This is a genomic window from Herbidospora daliensis (assembly GCF_001570585.1).
Lineage (GTDB): Bacteria > Actinomycetota > Actinomycetes > Streptosporangiales > Streptosporangiaceae > Herbidospora > Herbidospora daliensis.
Genome location: NZ_BBXF01000002.1, coordinates 66,985 through 82,913 on the forward strand (window position 1 = coordinate 66,985; position 15,929 = coordinate 82,913).

At 68.3% G+C, this 15,929-nt stretch carries 14 protein-coding genes; 4 read left to right on the forward strand and 10 right to left on the reverse strand.

The genetic code is table 11. The annotated features are described in order from the left end of the window. Positions 1–40 precede the first annotated feature (40 nt). From AW274_RS06565 to AW274_RS06580, 4 genes are all read right to left on the reverse strand, one after another. Positions 41–2,140, reverse strand: a complete 2,100-nt coding sequence (locus AW274_RS06565; protein ID WP_062430205.1) for a (Fe-S)-binding protein — start codon at positions 2,138–2,140, stop codon at positions 41–43. Between the two features lie 69 nt (positions 2,141–2,209). Further along, positions 2,210–2,797 carry a TetR/AcrR family transcriptional regulator gene (locus AW274_RS06570; protein ID WP_062430206.1) on the reverse strand — a complete coding sequence of 196 codons (588 nt, stop codon included), beginning with the start codon at positions 2,795–2,797 and terminating at the stop codon, positions 2,210–2,212. Then, positions 2,794–3,534 carry a class I SAM-dependent methyltransferase gene (locus tag AW274_RS06575; protein ID WP_062430207.1) on the reverse strand — a complete coding sequence of 247 codons (741 nt, stop codon included), beginning with the start codon at positions 3,532–3,534 and terminating at the stop codon, positions 2,794–2,796. Before AW274_RS06575 ends, AW274_RS06570 begins: the two co-directional genes overlap by 4 nt. A 13-nt stretch (positions 3,535–3,547) precedes the next feature. Further along, positions 3,548–4,402 carry a sugar phosphate isomerase/epimerase family protein gene (locus tag AW274_RS06580; RefSeq protein ID WP_232320020.1) on the reverse strand — a complete coding sequence of 285 codons (855 nt, stop codon included), beginning with the start codon at positions 4,400–4,402 and terminating at the stop codon, positions 3,548–3,550. A gap of 53 nt (positions 4,403–4,455) precedes the next feature. On the opposite strand from AW274_RS06580, the gene AW274_RS06585 reads away from it, so the two are divergent. The 3 genes from AW274_RS06585 (at position 4,456) to disA (ending at position 7,849) form a co-directional block, all read left to right on the forward strand. Further along, positions 4,456–5,154: a class I SAM-dependent methyltransferase gene (locus tag AW274_RS06585; protein WP_062430208.1), complete on the forward strand. Its 699-nt coding sequence runs from the start codon at positions 4,456–4,458 to the stop codon at positions 5,152–5,154. Positions 5,155–5,270: 116 nt separating this feature from the next. Further along, complete coding sequence (radA, locus tag AW274_RS06590) at positions 5,271–6,704, forward strand: DNA repair protein RadA (RefSeq protein ID WP_062430209.1); 1,434 nt, start codon at positions 5,271–5,273, stop codon at positions 6,702–6,704. Between the two features lie 59 nt (positions 6,705–6,763). After that, positions 6,764–7,849 (forward strand): DNA integrity scanning diadenylate cyclase DisA, encoded by a 1,086-nt coding sequence (gene disA / locus AW274_RS06595; protein ID WP_083973910.1) that lies wholly within the window; start codon positions 6,764–6,766, stop codon positions 7,847–7,849. Positions 7,850–7,997: 148 nt separating this feature from the next. Here disA and AW274_RS06600 read toward each other — a convergent pair whose 3' ends face one another. After that, the gene (locus tag AW274_RS06600) at positions 7,998–8,669 is read right to left on the reverse strand and encodes a hypothetical protein (protein ID WP_062430211.1); all 672 of its coding nucleotides are present in this window, start codon (positions 8,667–8,669) and stop codon (positions 7,998–8,000) included. A 77-nt stretch (positions 8,670–8,746) separates the two neighbouring features. Between AW274_RS06600 and AW274_RS06605 the strand changes: the two genes are divergently transcribed. Next, positions 8,747–9,613, forward strand: a complete 867-nt coding sequence (locus AW274_RS06605) for an iron-sulfur binding domain-containing protein (protein WP_062430212.1) — start codon at positions 8,747–8,749, stop codon at positions 9,611–9,613. A gap of 1 nt (position 9,614) precedes the next feature. On the opposite strand, the gene AW274_RS06610 is transcribed toward AW274_RS06605, so the two are convergent. The 5 genes from AW274_RS06610 to AW274_RS42575 all read right to left on the reverse strand — a co-directional run bounded on the left by AW274_RS06610 (position 9,615) and on the right by AW274_RS42575 (position 15,779). Beyond that, the gene (locus AW274_RS06610; RefSeq protein WP_062430213.1) at positions 9,615–10,070 is read right to left on the reverse strand and encodes a hypothetical protein; all 456 of its coding nucleotides are present in this window, start codon (positions 10,068–10,070) and stop codon (positions 9,615–9,617) included. Positions 10,071–10,089: 19 nt separating this feature from the next. After that, a complete protein-coding gene (locus tag AW274_RS06615) occupies positions 10,090–11,007 on the reverse strand; it encodes a TIM barrel protein (protein ID WP_062430214.1) in 918 nt (305 codons plus the stop codon). Between the two features lie 287 nt (positions 11,008–11,294). Beyond that, complete coding sequence (locus AW274_RS06620) at positions 11,295–13,805, reverse strand: ATP-dependent Clp protease ATP-binding subunit (protein WP_062336952.1); 2,511 nt, start codon at positions 13,803–13,805, stop codon at positions 11,295–11,297. Between the two features lie 396 nt (positions 13,806–14,201). Continuing rightward, the gene (locus tag AW274_RS06625) at positions 14,202–14,543 is read right to left on the reverse strand and encodes a histone-like nucleoid-structuring protein Lsr2 (RefSeq protein ID WP_062430215.1); all 342 of its coding nucleotides are present in this window, start codon (positions 14,541–14,543) and stop codon (positions 14,202–14,204) included. Between the two features lie 465 nt (positions 14,544–15,008). After that, on the reverse strand, positions 15,009–15,779 hold the full coding sequence (locus AW274_RS42575) for an RDD family protein (protein WP_083973911.1): 771 nt from the start codon (positions 15,777–15,779) through the stop codon (positions 15,009–15,011). Positions 15,780–15,929 lie beyond the last annotated feature (150 nt).

The window sequence follows — 15,929 nt, forward strand, 5'->3', positions numbered from 1 at the left end:
GGCCCTGACCAGCGGATTCGACAACCGATCAACGGACCAGTCAGCCCTTGATGGATTTGATCAAGAGCTGGGCCACGTCGACGACCTCCAGCGTCTCCTTCGCCTTGCCGGTGTTCTTCTTCTCGTTGATCGCGTCGCCGAGCATCACCAGGCAGAACGGACAGGCCGTCGACACCGTGTCGGGATCGGTCGTGAGCGCCTCGTCGACCCGCTCGGTGTTGATGCGCTTGCCGATCCGCTCCTCCATCCACATCCGCGCGCCGCCGGCCCCGCAGCAGAACCCCCGGTCCTTGTGGCGGTGCATCTCCTGGGTGGTGACGCCGGGCACCTTCGCCATGATGTCGCGCGGCTGCGAGTAGACCTTGTTGTGCCGCCCGAGGAAACACGGGTCGTGGTAGGTGATCTTCTCCTCGATCGGCGTGATCGGGGTCAGCTTCCCGGTGTCGACCAGATGCGACAACAACTGCGTGTGGTGTACGACCTCGAAGTGCCCGCCCAGCTGCGGATACTCGTTGGCCAGGGTGTTGAAGCAGTGGGGGCAGGTGGCCACGATCTTCTTGACCCCGGCCTCGTTGAGCGTCTCGATGTTCTGCTGGGCCAGCATGTTGAACAGGAACTCCATGCCCAGACGGCGGGCCGGGTCGCCCGTGCACGCCTCCATCGGCCCGAGCACCGCGAACTTGACGCCCGCGATGTGCAGCAGTTCGGCGACCGCCTTGGTGGTCTTCTTCGCCCGGTCTTCGAGCGCGCCCGCGCAGCCGACCCAGAACAGGTACTCGGTGTCCTCGGGCATCTTCTCGTCGATCATCTGGACCTCGAAGTCGAGCTCCTCGATCCACTCGGCCCGCTTCATCTCGGGCATGCCCCACGGGTTGCCCTTGTTCTCGAGGTTCTTCAGCATCACGCCGGCCTCCGACGGGAAGGCCGACTCGATCATGACCTGGTAACGCCGCATGTCGAGGATGTGGTCGATGTGCTCGATGTCGACCGGGCACTGCTCGACGCACGCGCCGCAGTTGGTGCACGACCAGAGCACGTCGGGGTGGATGACGCCCTGCTCGCCGACGAGGGGCTTCTCCAGCAGGGCCAGCACGTCCTGACCGGCGTGGGCGCGCTGTTCCTCGCTCATCAGCAGGTAGGGCGCGACCGCGAAGGCGTGGTCGCGCTGGTCGAGGATGAGCATCTTGGGCGACAGCGGCTTGTCGGTGTTCCACGCCGGGCACTGCGACTGGCAGCGCCCGCACTCGGTGCAGGTGTAGAAGTCGAGGAAGCCCTTCCAGGTGGTCTCCTCGATCTTGCCGCGGCCGAAGACGTCGGTCTCCGGGTCGGCCTCCTCGAAGTCGAGCACCTTGCCGCCGCTGCGCATCTCCTGGGCCGCGCCCAGGCCGTCGGGACGACGGGAGAACAGCACGTTCAGCGGGGCGGTGAAGATGTGCAGGTGCTTGGAGTTCACCACGATCACCGCGAACACCAGCATCAGGCCGATGTGCAGCAGCAGCGTGATCTCTTCCAGCAGTGACGAGGTCGGCAGGACCCGCGCCACGAGCTCCGAGACGAACGCCCCCGATTCGTAGGGGAAGTTGCCGGTGTTGATCGCCGCGCCCCGGAACAGGAACAACGACCAGATGATGTTGAAGATCATGAACAGGATCAGCCACGCGCCGCCCAGGTGAGACCCGGAGAAGCGGGAGTCGCGGCCCAGCTTCGAGGGCGCGTTCCTGATCCGGATCACCGCGAAGGCGACCAGGCCGAGCAGCGCGGCCAAAGCGATGAAGTCCTGCAGGAAGCCGAGGACCGGCCAGCGGCCGATCAGCGGGATGTGGAAGTCGGGCCGCCCGGTGATGGCGCCCTGGATCATCGCGCCGTACGCCTCGATATAAACCGTCAAAAGGATAAAAAACGCCCACATGACGAAGAAGTGGGCGATGCCGGAAGGCGTCCACTTGAGCAGCTTCTTCTGCCCGAACACCTCGACCAGCTGGGCCTTTATCTCGGCGCCCATGTTCGCACGGGCGTATTCAATACGTTCGGGCGCCGGCTGGCCCACCGTGGCGAGCCGGTAGAGGAAGCCCACCCGCCTGGCCACCACCGCGATCGTCAGCGCCGTCATCAGCAGCCCGATTATGCAGACCAGCAACATTGGGGCCTCCTCATCGCCATCGTGGTCACCATAATCAGACCCTAGAACAAACCTCTAGAAGGCGCTCCGTCAGGGGTCGACATATCGCTGCAACGTGGGCGCGAGCAGGGCGACCAGCTCATCGGGCGTCGCCGACGCGATCGGCTCGATCTTGACGATATACCGCAGCATCACGACGCCGATCATCTGCCCGAAGGCCGCCTCGATCCTGATCGGATCGATGCCCAGCCCCTGGGCGAGCCGCTGGAGCACCGCCTCGCCGAGGAACTCGCGCACCATCGTGGCCGCCTGCTCGTTCGACATCGCCGACCTGATCATCGCGATGATCGGCGCCCGGCGGTCTTCGTCGGAGGCCACCGTCAGGATGAACCTGATCAGCCGCTCCCCCAGCTCCTCGCGGGGCCCGGCCAGGATCATCGGCACCGCCACGCTCGGCTCGACCGGGAACTGCATCGCCGCGACGAACAGGCCCTCTTTCGTGTCGAAATAGTGGTGGACCAGGGCCGGGTCGACGTTCGCCTCCCGGGCGATCCCCCGGACCGTCGCCTTGTCGAACCCCTTCTCCGCGAAGACCCCCCTGGCCGCGGTGATGATCTCACCGCGGGTGTCGAGGGATCCGGGCCGTCTACCGGGCCTGCGCCGCCGCTGTTCCGTCATCCGGCGGGCTCTTTCCGGCCGACCGCGAGGTAAACGCGCATCGGCACGACAAGATCACCACCAGGGCAGACGCGCAGAAGTTCCGCCCGCTCGCGCTCGATCAGCTCGTCGGCCTCGGCCGGGTCGAGCCGGGCCATGTAGGAGTGGGAGCGCAGGTTGGTCAGGAACACGTCGAGCGCCACGTGGCGGGTCCAGTGGATCCACCGGTCGCGGACGTCGAGCCCGCCGTCGGTCATCGCCCGCGCGATGGCCGGCAGGTCCCTGCCCTCGGGCCCGGTGTAGCCCGGCACGTCGGACAGCCTGATCTGGCATTCGGCCAGCCAGCCGGCCTTGCGGGTGTCGACGGAGTTCCACCATCCGGCGACGGCCCGGCGGCTGACCCTCTTGGCCTCCTCGATCGACCGCGCCGGATCGAGCCAGTGCCACGCCTGGGCGTAGGTCACCAGGTCGGCCGAGCCGTCGCGGAAGGGCAGCACGTTGCCGTCGGCCAAAACCGAGGCGCCGTCGTGGTAGGCCAGCATGTGCCCGGCGAGGTCGGCCGCCACCACCCGGGCGCCGCGCCGCTGCATGCCCCGGGAGGAGATGCCGGTCCCGGCGCCGACGTCGACCACGGTGGCGCCGTCGAGCGTCGTCTCGGACAGTTCGGACAGGGCGTCGTAGAGCGCGGCGGGGTACTCCGGTCGGGCCGCGTCGTACGCCTCGGCCACCCTGGGCGCGTCGAAGACCAGGTGACTCATGGGGTAGTAGCGCTCATTTCCTCGCGGACGAGGCGGCGAAGTTGAGCCGGGCGAAGGCCAGCGCCTCGGCCAGGTCGTCGATCCGCTCGCTGCGGGTCGCCGCCCTCCGCGTGTTGATCTCCAGCACGATCAGCCCACCATAGCCCGCGTTGGCGAGCCGCTCCAGCATCGGAGCGCAGGGCTGGTTGCCCCGTCCCGGAACGAGGTGTTCGTCCTTGTTCGTGGTGCCGACGCCGTCGGCCAGGTGGAGGTGCGCCAGCCGGTCGCCCAGCTTGGTGGCCATCTCCATGGCGTCGGAACCGGACACGGCCGTGTGGGACAGGTCGAGGGTGACGTGGGGGAAGTCGTAGTCGAGGGGGTTCCAGTCGGGCGAGTAGGGCACGACCTCGTTGCCCCGGGCCCGGAGGGGGAACATGTTCTCGACCGCGAAGACCACGTCGGTCTCGTCGCGCATGCGGGCCAGCCCGATCTCGAAGTCTCGGGCGTAGTCGCGCTGCCAGCGGAAAGGGGGATGCACCACGACGGTGCCGGCGCCCAGCCGCTCGGCGGCGGCCTGGGCCTTCTGCAGCTTCAGCCACGGATCTTTGCCCCACACGCGCTGGGTGACCAGCAGGCAGGGCGCGTGGATCGCGAGGATGGGCAGCTCGTAGTGGTCGCGGAGACGCTGGAGCACGTCGACGTCCTGACTGACCGGATCCTGCCCGACCATGATCTCGACGCCGTCGTAACCCAAACGCGCCGCGAGCTCGAAGGCGTCGGGGGTTCGCTCGGGATAGACCGATGCGGTCGACAATGCGATCTTCGCATTCGGCACCCGGACGACCTCGCTCCTTCCGATATATGTACGCTCGCCACGACTCTTGCTCACCCTGCCAGCCTAAGCGGGCGTGTGTCCGGTCGAGGCGAACCTAGGGTTGCGTCATGGCCAGCATCGTCAAGGGCGCCGTGCCCAGCCCCAACATCTGGAACACCCCGGCCGTCTACGAGCTGGAGAACCACGCCGTCGACCCCGACCGGCGCGTCGAATCGGCGATGCGCGCCCTCCGCCCGTGGACGGGCGCGACGGTCCTCGACATCGGCTGCGGCACCGGCTACCACCTCCCCGCCCTGGCCGCCGAGGCGTCCTCGGTGATCGGCGTCGAACCCCACGGCGACCTGGCCGCCCTGGCCCGCCGGCGGTGCGCCCGGGTGCCCAACGTGACCGTCCACACGGCGACCGCCCAGGAGATCCCCCTCCCCGACCACTCGGTCGACGTGGCCATGGCCCGCTGGGCCTACTTCTTCGGCCCCGGCTGCGAACCCGGCCTGGCGGAACTGTCGCGGGTGCTGCGGAAGGGAGGCGCGGCCTTCGTCGTCGACCTCGACGCGACCCGAGGCTCTTTCGGACGCTGGTTCCAGGCGACGGTCCCGACCTACTCCCCGGAGGCCGTGGAGGCGTTCTGGGCCCGGCAGGGGTGGTCGAGGCAGGAACTCGACCTCCGCATGGTCTTCGAACGCCGCGCCGACCTGGAAGCCGTCCTCAAGATCGAGTTCACCCACACGGTCGCGAAGGCGGCCATCCGCGAGACGGAGGGCTTGGAGATCCCCTACCCGAACCTCCTGAGATGGCGTCTTTTCTGACCGCTCCGCTCAGCGAGGAGGAGCTTCCCTGATTCGCACGTGAGCCCCCAGGCAAGAGAGGTCCCGTGCGGCGTCGGTTTCCGAATCTGTCGGAGGGCGCCGGTAGCCTGCGGCTCGTGGCTAAAGCGACCAAGGTGTCCTATCGGTGTGGCGAGTGCGGCTGGGTGACCGTCAAGTGGGTCGGCCGGTGCGGGGAGTGCCAGGCGTGGGGCACGGTCGAGGAGGCCGGGGTCCGGGCCGGGGTGACCGAGGTCAAGGCCGGGGCGATCACGTCGCCGGCCATTCCGATCGGGCAGGTCAAGGCCGAGGTCGCGCATGCCAGGCCCACCGGGGTGAGCGAGCTCGACCGGGTGCTCGGGGGCGGTCTGGTGCCGGGGGCGGTGGTGCTGCTGGCCGGGGAACCCGGCATCGGGAAGTCGACCCTGCTGCTGGAGGCCGCCGCCCACGCCGGGCGGCGCGAGACCGTGCTCTACGTGACCGGTGAGGAGTCCGCCTCGCAGGTGCGCATGCGGGCCGACCGCATCGGGGCCGTCGTCGACAACCTCTACCTGGCCGCCGAGACCGACCTGGGCGCCCTGGTCACCCACGTCGAGCGGGTCAATCCGCGGCTGCTGATCGTCGACTCCGTCCAGACGATCGGGTCGGCCGAGGCGACCGGCGTGCCGGGCGGGGTCACCCAGGTCCGCGAGGTGGCCGGGAACCTGGTGCGGCTGGCCAAGGAGCGGGGCATGGCGACCGTCCTGGTCGGCCACGTCACCAAAGACGGCTCGATCGCCGGGCCACGCGTGCTCGAACACCTCGTCGACGTGGTCCTCCACTTCGAGGGCGACCGGAACTCGCGGCTGCGCATGGTGCGGGCGATCAAGAACAGGTTCGGCCCGATCGAGGAGGTCGGCTGCTTCGACCTCCACGAGAAGGGCATCACCGGCATCACCGACCCGAGCGGCCTGTTCGTCTCGCGCCATCCCGAGCCGGTCCCGGGCACCTGCGTGACCGTGACGATCGAGGGCACCCGCCCGATCCCCGCCGAGCTCCAGGCCCTCGTCGGCCCCACCGAGGCCCCCCAGCCCCGGCGCACCTCCTCCGGCCTCGACTCCTACCGCGTCGCGATGGTGCTGGCCGTCATGGAACGCCGCCTCAATGCCAAGATCGGCCGCTGCGACGTCTTCACGGCCACCGTCGGCGGCATCCGCCTCACCGACCCGGCCGTCGACCTGGCCCTCATGCTCTCGGTCGTCAGCGCCGCCGGAGACAACCCACTCCCGCAGGGCCTGATCGCGATGGGCGAGGTCGGCCTGGCCGGCGAGCTGCGCCCGGTCCGCGAGGTCCGCCGCCGCCTCGCCGAGGCCGCCCGCCTGGGCTTCACCCGCGCGCTGGTCCCGGCCGGCTCGATGGAGGCCGTCACCCCGCCCCGCCTCGACCCGCCCCCGAGGACCCGCCGCGGCGAGGTCGTGGCCGTCCGCGAACCGCTGCGAACCACCACATTCGCCCCCGGATTCACCGTCACCGAGGCCGAGAACGTCTGGGACGCTCTGACACACATCCGGTGAGGAGCCCGTTACGTCGGTAAACTGCGTAGTAGCCGTGTGAACCAGCGGGGGTCACTTACGTGCAAAACGACAAACAAGCCGACGAGCGCAGGCGCGCCGTCCTGGCGACGCTCGCCCCGGGAACCATGTTGCGCGACGGGCTCGAACGTATCCTCCGGGGCCACACCGGCGGTCTGATCGTGCTGGGCTACGACCCGACCGTCGAAGAGCTGTGCACCGGCGGGTTCCAGCTGAACGTCGAGTTCACCGCCACCGGCCTGCGCGAACTCGCCAAGATGGACGGCGCGATCGTGCTCGGCGAAGGCGATCACCGTATTCTCCGGGCGGCCGTCCACCTGGTCCCCGACCCGGGCGTGCCGACCGACGAGTCGGGCACCCGCCACCGCACCGCCCAGCGGGTCGCCCGCCAGACCGGCTACCCGGTCGTCGCGATCAGCAAATCCATGCGCATCATCGCCGTCTACCTCGACGGTGTCAGACACGTGCTCGAAGAGTCGGCCGCGATCCTGTCGAAGGCCAACCAGGCGCTGGCCACCCTCGAGCGCTACAAGCTGCGCCTCGACGAGGTCTCCGGCACCCTGTCGGCCCTGGAGATCGAAGACCTGGTGACCGTGCGCGACATGGTCGCGGCCGTGCAGCGTATGGAGATGGTCCGCCGCATCGCCCGCGAGATCGAGGGCTACGTCGTCGAACTCGGCACCGACGGCCGCCTGATCTCCCTGCAGCTCGACGAACTGGTCGCCGGGGTCGAAGACGACCGCTCCTTCATCGTCCGCGACTACCTGCCCGACGCCCTCGGCCCCAAGCAGCGCGGCTTCAGCGAAGCGCTTCGAGAACTCGACGACCTGAGCTCGACCGACCTGCTCGACCTGTCGAGAGTGGCCGGCATCCTCGGCGCCACCGGCCCCGAGGCCCTCGACTCGCCCGTGAGCCCCCGGGGCTTCCGCCTGCTGGCCCGCGTGCCCCGCCTCCCGGCGTCGATCGTCGACCGCCTGGTCGGCCACTTCGGCGGCCTGCAGAAACTCCTGGCCGCCAGCATCGTCGACCTGCAAATGGTCGGCGGGGTAGGCGAGACGAGAGCCCGCAGCGTCCGCGAGGGCCTGTCCCGCCTGGCCGAGTCATCGATTCTCGAACGGTACGTGTAGAACTGCCGCGCCTCCGGCGCGGCAGGCTCGGGCGCTTTCAGCCCCCGTCTTCCCTCGTCGCTCCGGTTCGCTTCGCTCTCCTGCGCTCCTCAGTCCAGACGGGGGCGCGCCCTCGCGGGCCATACGACTAACGCAGCGGGCCATACGACTACCGCAGATGGAAGACGTTCTTCTTGCTGCGCAGGGGGCCTGACCTGGCTATCGCGATGTAGGTGCCCTTGCCCGCCACGCTCGACTTCGATGTGCAGGAGTCGCCTGAGCGGTTGCGGTCCCATTCGATCGAGCGGACGTACGGGATGCCGCGCTTCAGCAACTGGCGGTCGGTGCCCGAGCCGCTGACGCAATCGGCGGTCGACCAGATGCGGGCCGGGCCCGAGGTGATGCGCATCTCCAGGGCCCTCGGGCCGACGTCCACCTTGCACGGGTTCTTGGCCGTGTTGACCACGGTCAGCATGAATCCGGGGCGGTCGGCGCCCGTGTAGATCTCACGGCCGGCGGTCAGGTTGACGACCAGGTCCTTCGGATGGCAGGTGCCGCTCTCGCGTTTGTCCGGCGCGCCCGACGGGGTCGGGGAGGCCGAAGGCGAGGGCGTACCGGAAGGAGCGGTGCTTGGGGCGCGTGGTGAGGGCAGCGAGACGATCAACGCGTCGGACGCGCCCTTGGCGGGGGCGGCGCCGGCCAGCGGAGTGTCGGGGCCGCTCGTGAAGGCCCAGGCGATGACGGCCCCCACGACGAGCACGCCGGTCAGCACCAGCACTCGGCGCCGCCAGTAGACGTCCGGGCCCTCGACTACCTCACCACGGAAGGTGTCCGGATCCATACTCACAGTATTAATAGACCCGGTGGTCTCGGCGGACGCGCCTCGCCGGGGAGCGAGGTCAACTACAGTGCCGAAACGTGGCTCATCCGCTTCACTCCCCCATCCTCGACTGGTATGCCGAGCACAACCGCGACCTCCCCTGGCGCCGCCCCGAGGCGACCCCATGGGGCATCCTGGTCAGCGAGATCATGCTCCAGCAGACGCCCGTGGTCCGTGTCCTCCCGATCTGGGACGAATGGATGGCCCGCTGGCCCACCCCCGAGGCCCTGGCCAAAGAGGCGCCGGGCGAGGCGGTGCGGCACTGGGGCCGCCTCGGCTACCCCCGGCGGGCGCTGAACCTGCACGCCTGCGCCAAGGCGATCACCGCGGATTTCGGCGGTACGGTCCCCGCTGCCTACGACGAACTCCGCACCCTTCCCGGCATCGGCGACTACACGGCCGCCGCGGTCGCCAGCTTCGCCTACGGGAAGAGCCACGCGGTCCTCGACACCAACGTCCGCCGCGTCCTGGCCCGCACGATCCGCGGCGAGGAGTATCCCCCGAAGGCCACGACCACCGCCGAGAAACGCCTGGCCGAGACCCTGATCCCACCGGTCGGCGCCCCCCGCTGGGCCGTCGCGGTGATGGAACTCGGCGCCCTGATCTGCACCGCCCGCTCCCCCCGCTGCGCCGACTGCCCGGTCGCCGCCCGCTGCGCCTGGCTGCTGGCCGGCAAACCCGCCCACGACGGCCCTGAACGCAAGGGCCAGACCTACGCCGGCACCGACCGCCAGTGCCGCGGCCGCCTCCTGGCGGTCCTGCGCGACGCACCGGGCCCGGTGGAGAAGGCGCTGCTGGACGCGGTCTGGGCCGACGCCGTCCAACGCGAACGCGCCCTCGACGGCCTCCTGGCCGACGGCCTGGCCGAACTGGTCGACGACGACCTCTACGCCCTGCCCGGCTGACTCACGGAAAGCGCAGGAGGACCGCCGGGTCCTCCTGGTCCCATTCGCACCGGTTGCCCGGTGGCGGCAGTTCGACGCCGGCGATCCCCGCGCCGGCGTGGAGTTCCTCCCGCAGACGCCTAAGAAGCTCCTCCGCATGGGCCGACACCGTCGGGAGATCATCGTCGGCGTGCACGCTGAGGCCGAGAACGGCGGCGCCGTCGCCGGTGAGGGAGACGATCGGGCTGTACGGCCCCCGACCCTTGAGATAGAGGGTCAGGGAGCCGTCGCCGGCCCGGAGCTCGTCGAGCACGGCCAGATCGCCGTCGTCGGCCGCCCCCACGACGTGGACACGCCGGAACGCCGCCAGGTGACGCGCGCTGTGCCCGTCTCCGGCCGCGTAGCGGGTGATGAACTCGCCGAGCAGGCCCGGCTGCGGATCGGCGACCCACACATAGGCGTCGAGATTCGGCGGCACGAGAACCTGCCGGGAAGGATCAGGCCGCGAGTTTGAGGCCCAGGGCGGTGAGGTTGCTGCGGGTCCAGTCGAGGTCGTGAGCCAGGCGGGCCACCAGGGCCGCCGGGCCCTTGGTCTTCGGGGCGACCCACTCGTGGGCTTCGACCTCGATGTGGGCGCTGCCGTGGACGGCGCCCGACAGGAGAGCGTTGAGCGTGTTGGGGATTTCGTCCATGTTGTTGTGGACGTGCCCCAGTTTGACGACAGGCGCTCCCGCCTGGGCCAGGCCCCTGAGGGCCTTCCCGGGCTCCTCCGCGCCGCCACAGGTCAAATGGCAGGCGTCCAGGCACACTCCCAGGTGCTCGGAGTCGATGCCGCAGACCCGCTCCAGGGCCTGCTCGGTCGTCTCCAGGACGCAGCCGGGCCACGGCTCGAAGCCGACCCTGATGTGCTTGCCGGTCACGCTGTAGATACCGCGCAGCTCACGCGACAGGCGCTCCAGCCTGCGGGAGGCGATGGCGTGCAGGTCGGCGGGCCAGTCGCGGCGCCAGCCGATCGGGATCGTGGAGATCGAGCCGAAGCGGACGTCTTCCGGCAGCAGGAAGGCGAGGATCTTGGCCAGCGACATCGTGTAGCGGTAGCGCTCGGGCTTGGCCCAGTCGGGGCCGGGCACCTCCTGGTGGCGGCCGCCGGTGCCGTTGAGGCTGACCACCTCCAGACCGCGCTCCTCCAGCGAGCGCCGCAGGCGCACCAGCTCGATGCGGTCGGAGACGAGGTGGTCGGCGACCGTGGGGGCCAGCCAGAGGCCGATGCCCAGGCGGTCGACGCCGAGCTTCTTCCGGACCGGCACGGCGTAGCGGGTCAGGTGGGCGATCAGGTTCTCCAGATCTTCCGCCGGGTGAACGCCCGCGTTGTAGGCCAGGTGGACGACGGTTCCGTCGTCATGGCGCAGCCGCATCGTTGCCTCCAAAGGTCCGACTCAAATCCACCCATGTCAGTTGTCCTGATCGCATGGGCTTTGAGTCCCGGGACGCCGGGATTCCCGAGCATGCCGTCGTACGGCACTCCGGTGCGTCCACCCCGCAGTTGATTCGGAGGTACGCCTGCAGGAGGACGTCCCTTCGCTCTACGCAGTGTAGTACTACCTTTGGTGGCGCGGCCACGTCCCTTCACCCAGTTGTGACGTGAACGTGAAACAGCGGGCCGCCCCCGGAGGGACGACCCGCTGTCTGAAACCGTCAGGCCCTACGCGCCCTTGGTGATCGCGTCGACGATCGCGGCGGCGCTGTCGGGAACGCCTTCGGCCTTCGCCTCGCCGACGAAGGTGAACTTGGCGGCCTCGCCCTCACCCTCCACGTCGACCTTGACGACCTGGCCGGGACGCAGCTCCCCGTAGAGGATCTTCTCCGACAGCGAGTCCTCCAGCTCACGCTGGATCGTGCGACGGAGCGGACGGGCGCCGAGCACCGGGTCGTAACCGCGGTCGGCGAGCACCTGCTTGGCGGCCGGGGTCAGCTCGAGGCCCATGTCCCGGTCCTTCAGGCGGGCGTCGACCTGCGCCAGCATCAGGTCGACGATGCGGATGATCTCCGTCATCGTCAGCTGGTGGAAGACGACGGTGTCGTCGACGCGGTTGAGGAACTCGGGCCGGAAGTGCTGCTTGAGCTCCTCCTGGACCTTGGCCTTCATCCGGTCGTAGTTGCCCTCGACGTCGTTGTTCTTGGCGAACCCGACCCCGATGCCCTTGCTGATGTCACGGGTGCCGAGGTTGGTGGTCATGATGATGACCGTGTTCTTGAAGTCGACCACCCGCCCCTGGGCGTCGGTCAGGCGACCGTCCTCCAGGATCTGCAGCAGGCTGTTGAAGATGTCGGGGTGGGCCTTCTCGATCTCGTCGAACAGCACCACCGAGAACGGCTTGCGCCGCACCTTCTCGGTCAGCTGACCGCCCTCTTCGTAACCGACGTAACCGGGAGGCGAACCGAACAGCCGGGAGACGGTGTGCTTCTCCATGAACTCCGACATGTCCAGCATGATCAGCGCGTCCTCGTCCCCGAACAGGAACTCGGCCAGCGCCTTCGAGAGCTCGGTCTTACCGACACCGGACGGACCGGCGAAGATGAACGAGCCGCCGGGACGGCGCGGGTCCTTCAGACCGGCGCGGGTACGCCGGATCGCCCGCGACAGACCCTTGATGGCGTCGTCCTGGCCGATGATGCGCTTGTGGAGTTCGTCCTCCATGCGCAGCAGGCGCTGGGACTCCTCCTCGGTCAGCTTGAAGACCGGGATGCCCGTGGCGGTCGCGAGCACCTCGGCGATGAGCTCCTCGGTGACCTCGGCCACGACGTCCATGTCGCCGGCCTTCCACTCCTTCTCGCGGCGCTCACGCTTGAGCATGAGCTGCTTCTCGGAGTCGCGCAGGGCCGCGGCCTTCTCGAAGTCCTGCGCGTCGATCGCCGATTCCTTGTCGCGGCGGACGACGGCGATCTTCTCGTCGTACTCCCGGAGGTCCGGGGGCGCGGTCATGCGGCGGATGCGCATGCGCGAGCCGGCCTCGTCGATCAGGTCGATCGCCTTGTCGGGCAGGAACCGGTCGGAGATGTAGCGGTCGGCCAGGGTGGCCGCCGCGACGAGCGCGCCGTCGGTGATCGAGACGCGGTGGTGGGCCTCGTAGCGGTCACGCAGACCCTTGAGGATCTCGATCGTGTGGCTGAGGCTGGGCTCGGCGACCTGGATCGGCTGGAAACGACGCTCCAGAGCGGCGTCCTTCTCCAGGTGCTTGCGGTACTCGTCCAGAGTGGTCGCGCCGATGGTCTGCAGCTCGCCACGGGCCAGCATCGGCTTGAGGATCGACGCGGCGTCGATCGCGCCCTCGGCCGCGCCCGCACCCACCAGGGTGTGGAGCTCGTCGATGAACAGGATGATGTCGCCGCGGGTGCGGATCTCCTTGAGCACCTTCTTCAGGCGCTCCTCGAAGTCACCGCGGTAACGCGAACCGGCCACCAGCGCGCCCAGGTCGAGCGTGTAGAGCTGCTTGTCCTTCAGGGTCTCGGGCACCTCGCCCTTGACGATCTTCTGGGACAGGCCCTCGACCACGGCGGTCTTGCCGACGCCGGGCTCGCCCACCAGGACCGGGTTGTTCTTGGTGCGGCGGGACAGCACCTGCATGACCCGCTCGATCTCCTTCTCGCGCCCGATCACCGGGTCGAGCTTGCCCTCGCGAGCGGCCTGCGTGAGGTTGCGGCCGAACTGGTCGAGAACAAGGGACGTGGACGGAGCCGCCTCCTGGGGGCCGCCCGCCGCGGCGGGCTCCTTGCCCTGGTAGCCGTGCAGCAACTGGATCACCTGCTGGCGGACCCGGTTGAGGTCGGCACCCAGCTTCACCAGGACCTGAGCGGCGACACCCTCGCCCTCACGGATCAGGCCCAGCAGGATGTGCTCGGTCCCGATGTAGTTGTGACCGAGCTGCAACGCCTCACGCAACGACAGCTCAAGGACCTTCTTGGCACGCGGCGTGAAGGGAATGTGCCCGGACGGGGCCGACTGCCCCTGGCCGATGATCTCCTCGACCTGCTGGCGCACCCCCTCGAGGCTGATCCCCAGGCTCTCGAGAGCCTTGGCCGCCACACCTTCACCCTCATGGATCAGACCAAGAAGAATGTGCTCCGTACCGATGTAGTTGTGGTTGAGCATCCGGGCCTCTTCTTGGGCCAGGACGACCACCCGCCGCGCACGGTCGGTGAACCTCTCGAACATTCGTCGCTCCTCACGAGCGGTCGGGCGGACCGGGAGTTCCGGCTCCGTCGTTCCGCATGCCAGCCCCGGCACGGAGAACAGTCAAGTCTATTGGAGTAGGCGTTCCCCGGGCGCAGGGCGTTCACCCTCCATCCAACTACTGCCGGAGGGTGCGGTGTTCCCGATACGCCGCAAGCGAACGACGTTTATGTGGGCACAAAACACGATCGTGCGATCATCCCGATGGCCGCGACATCCCCTCGACTTCGGGACACCCGGCGACCGGTATAACCGCACGATCGCTTCTTTGAGGCAGATTCCCCCGCACGAGCCCGGCCGGCCTGAGCCCGTCCGTGTCTCGTGTCTTTTAGGCGGATTCCCCGACGCGAGCCCTCGGCCCGCGCCTGGCTCGGCTCGTTAGTGAGCCTGTTCGTAGGCCTCCACGATCGAGGCGGCAATGCGACCGCGCTCGCTCACGGGGTGGTTGTTCGCCTTGGCCCACGCGCGGATCTCCGCGCTCTTCTCGCGAGTCATCGCGCGCTGCGAGCTACCGCCGCCACGACGACGTCCACGTGAAGGAGCCGATTCCGCACGGCGGGCACCGTTGACGAAAGGCAGGACCGCTTCGCGGAGCTTCTTGGCGTTCGAGTCGCTGAGGTCAATCTCATATGACGTGCCGTCAAGCGCGAAGGTGACAGTCTCATTGGCCTCGCCGCCATCGAGATCGTCGATGAGAATCACCTGCGTGTGCTTGGCCATCCGGCAATCCTTTCGCAGAGCAAAGTTTGATTCGTCAGCCAAACATATACCCGGTTTCCGCCGCTGACAATTCAGGATTCCCAGGAGGCGTTCAGGTTCAGGCGTTGTCGGAAGTCTTCTCGTCCGGTTCGCGCCTTCCCCGGAGCCCTGCCGCATCAGAACGCAGCAACTTTACGACGCCGTAGACGACGGCGGCGCCGACTACGAGAGGCGGTATGAGGGCGGACAATACCTCTGACATTCGACCTCACTCCTTCCCTGGGAAAACGCCGGGAACCCCTATGAAATCGGGGCTTTCGTGTCAGATGGTCCACGGAGACGTCCCTGACGATAGCGGAGTCCGTGACCGGTGGGTCGCGCGGGGTGGTCAGGCCGCTTACCCGATGCTTAAGAATCGTACCGATGAAAAGCGAGAGGGGCGGTCGCCGAGCGACCGCCCCTCTGTTTGGAACGCTTCCGGGAGCCTCAGAGCTTGACCACCACGGTGCCGGCGACCTTGTCGTGAATCGCCTGCTGCAGGGGCTTGTCCCACAGCGGGAACAGCACGTTGACCAGGCTGAACACGCCGCCGATGAAGTTCAGGATCAGGTTGAACGACAGCAGCTGCGGGCCCCACAGCACGCCGATGCGCTTGATGGCGCTTTCGGTGTCGATGCCGCCCTGGGCGGGGTGCCCGAGCTTAACGATCCGGATCTTCATAACCTTCTTGCCGATTGTCTGACCGTCCCGCGAGATCTGGAAGAACTCGTAGGCGCCGTACAACAGGAAGGAGACGACGGCCTGGATCAGAAGGCCGACGAACGAAACCGTCGGGAGCTCGATGCTAAGGCCGCCGATGTCCTGGGTCGTCGTCGTGGTGAACGCGCCGGAGATCAGGTTGCCGATAAGCAGGTAGACGACGATGCCCAGGATTACGCCGTCGATGAGGCGGGCGACCAAACGCTGCCACCACTCGGCCAGCGGAGCGGGAACTCCCGAAGGAAGAGGTGCGCCGTGCGGCGTGCCATATGCGGGGGCGGCGCCATAACCCTGCGGGTCGCCATATCCCTGAGAACCCTGGGGCGCACCATATCCACCCTGGGGCGGGTATCCGCCCTGAGGGGGGTATCCGCCACCCTGCTGCGGGGGCGGGTAACCGCCCTGCGGCGGGTAACCCTGGGGCGGAGGGTATCCGCCTTGCTGCGGCGGCGGGACGGAACCATATGGGTTCTGACCGGGGGGCGGTTCCGGGTGCATTGGTTACCTCTCGTGACTTCTAAGTGGGGACGTGAGTGTTCATGGTCCCAAGGCACGCTAGCACCAACCGCATACCGCTTTAGGAAGTTATTTCGGATAGAACGGACCGAACACGCTGTGTGCATGAAACGGGGCCGATGGCGCGATCCA

Bases quoted from the DNA above. Each gene is read 5' to 3' on its own strand.
- AW274_RS06565 (WP_062430205.1), bottom strand. From the start codon at position 2,140: ATGTTGCTGGTCTGCATAATCGGGCTGCTGATGACGGCGCTGACGATC.
- AW274_RS06570 (WP_062430206.1), bottom strand. From the start codon at position 2,797: ATGACGGAACAGCGGCGGCGCAGGCCCGGTAGACGGCCCGGATCCCTC.
- AW274_RS06575 (WP_062430207.1), bottom strand. From the start codon at position 3,534: ATGAGTCACCTGGTCTTCGACGCGCCCAGGGTGGCCGAGGCGTACGAC.
- AW274_RS06585 (WP_062430208.1), top strand. From the start codon at position 4,456: ATGGCCAGCATCGTCAAGGGCGCCGTGCCCAGCCCCAACATCTGGAAC.
- AW274_RS06600 (WP_062430211.1), bottom strand. From the start codon at position 8,669: ATGGATCCGGACACCTTCCGTGGTGAGGTAGTCGAGGGCCCGGACGTC.
- AW274_RS06615 (WP_062430214.1), bottom strand. From the start codon at position 11,007: ATGCGGCTGCGCCATGACGACGGAACCGTCGTCCACCTGGCCTACAAC.
- AW274_RS06620 (WP_062336952.1), bottom strand. From the start codon at position 13,805: ATGTTCGAGAGGTTCACCGACCGTGCGCGGCGGGTGGTCGTCCTGGCC.
- AW274_RS06625 (WP_062430215.1), bottom strand. From the start codon at position 14,543: ATGGCCAAGCACACGCAGGTGATTCTCATCGACGATCTCGATGGCGGC.
- AW274_RS42575 (WP_083973911.1), bottom strand. From the start codon at position 15,779: ATGCACCCGGAACCGCCCCCCGGTCAGAACCCATATGGTTCCGTCCCG.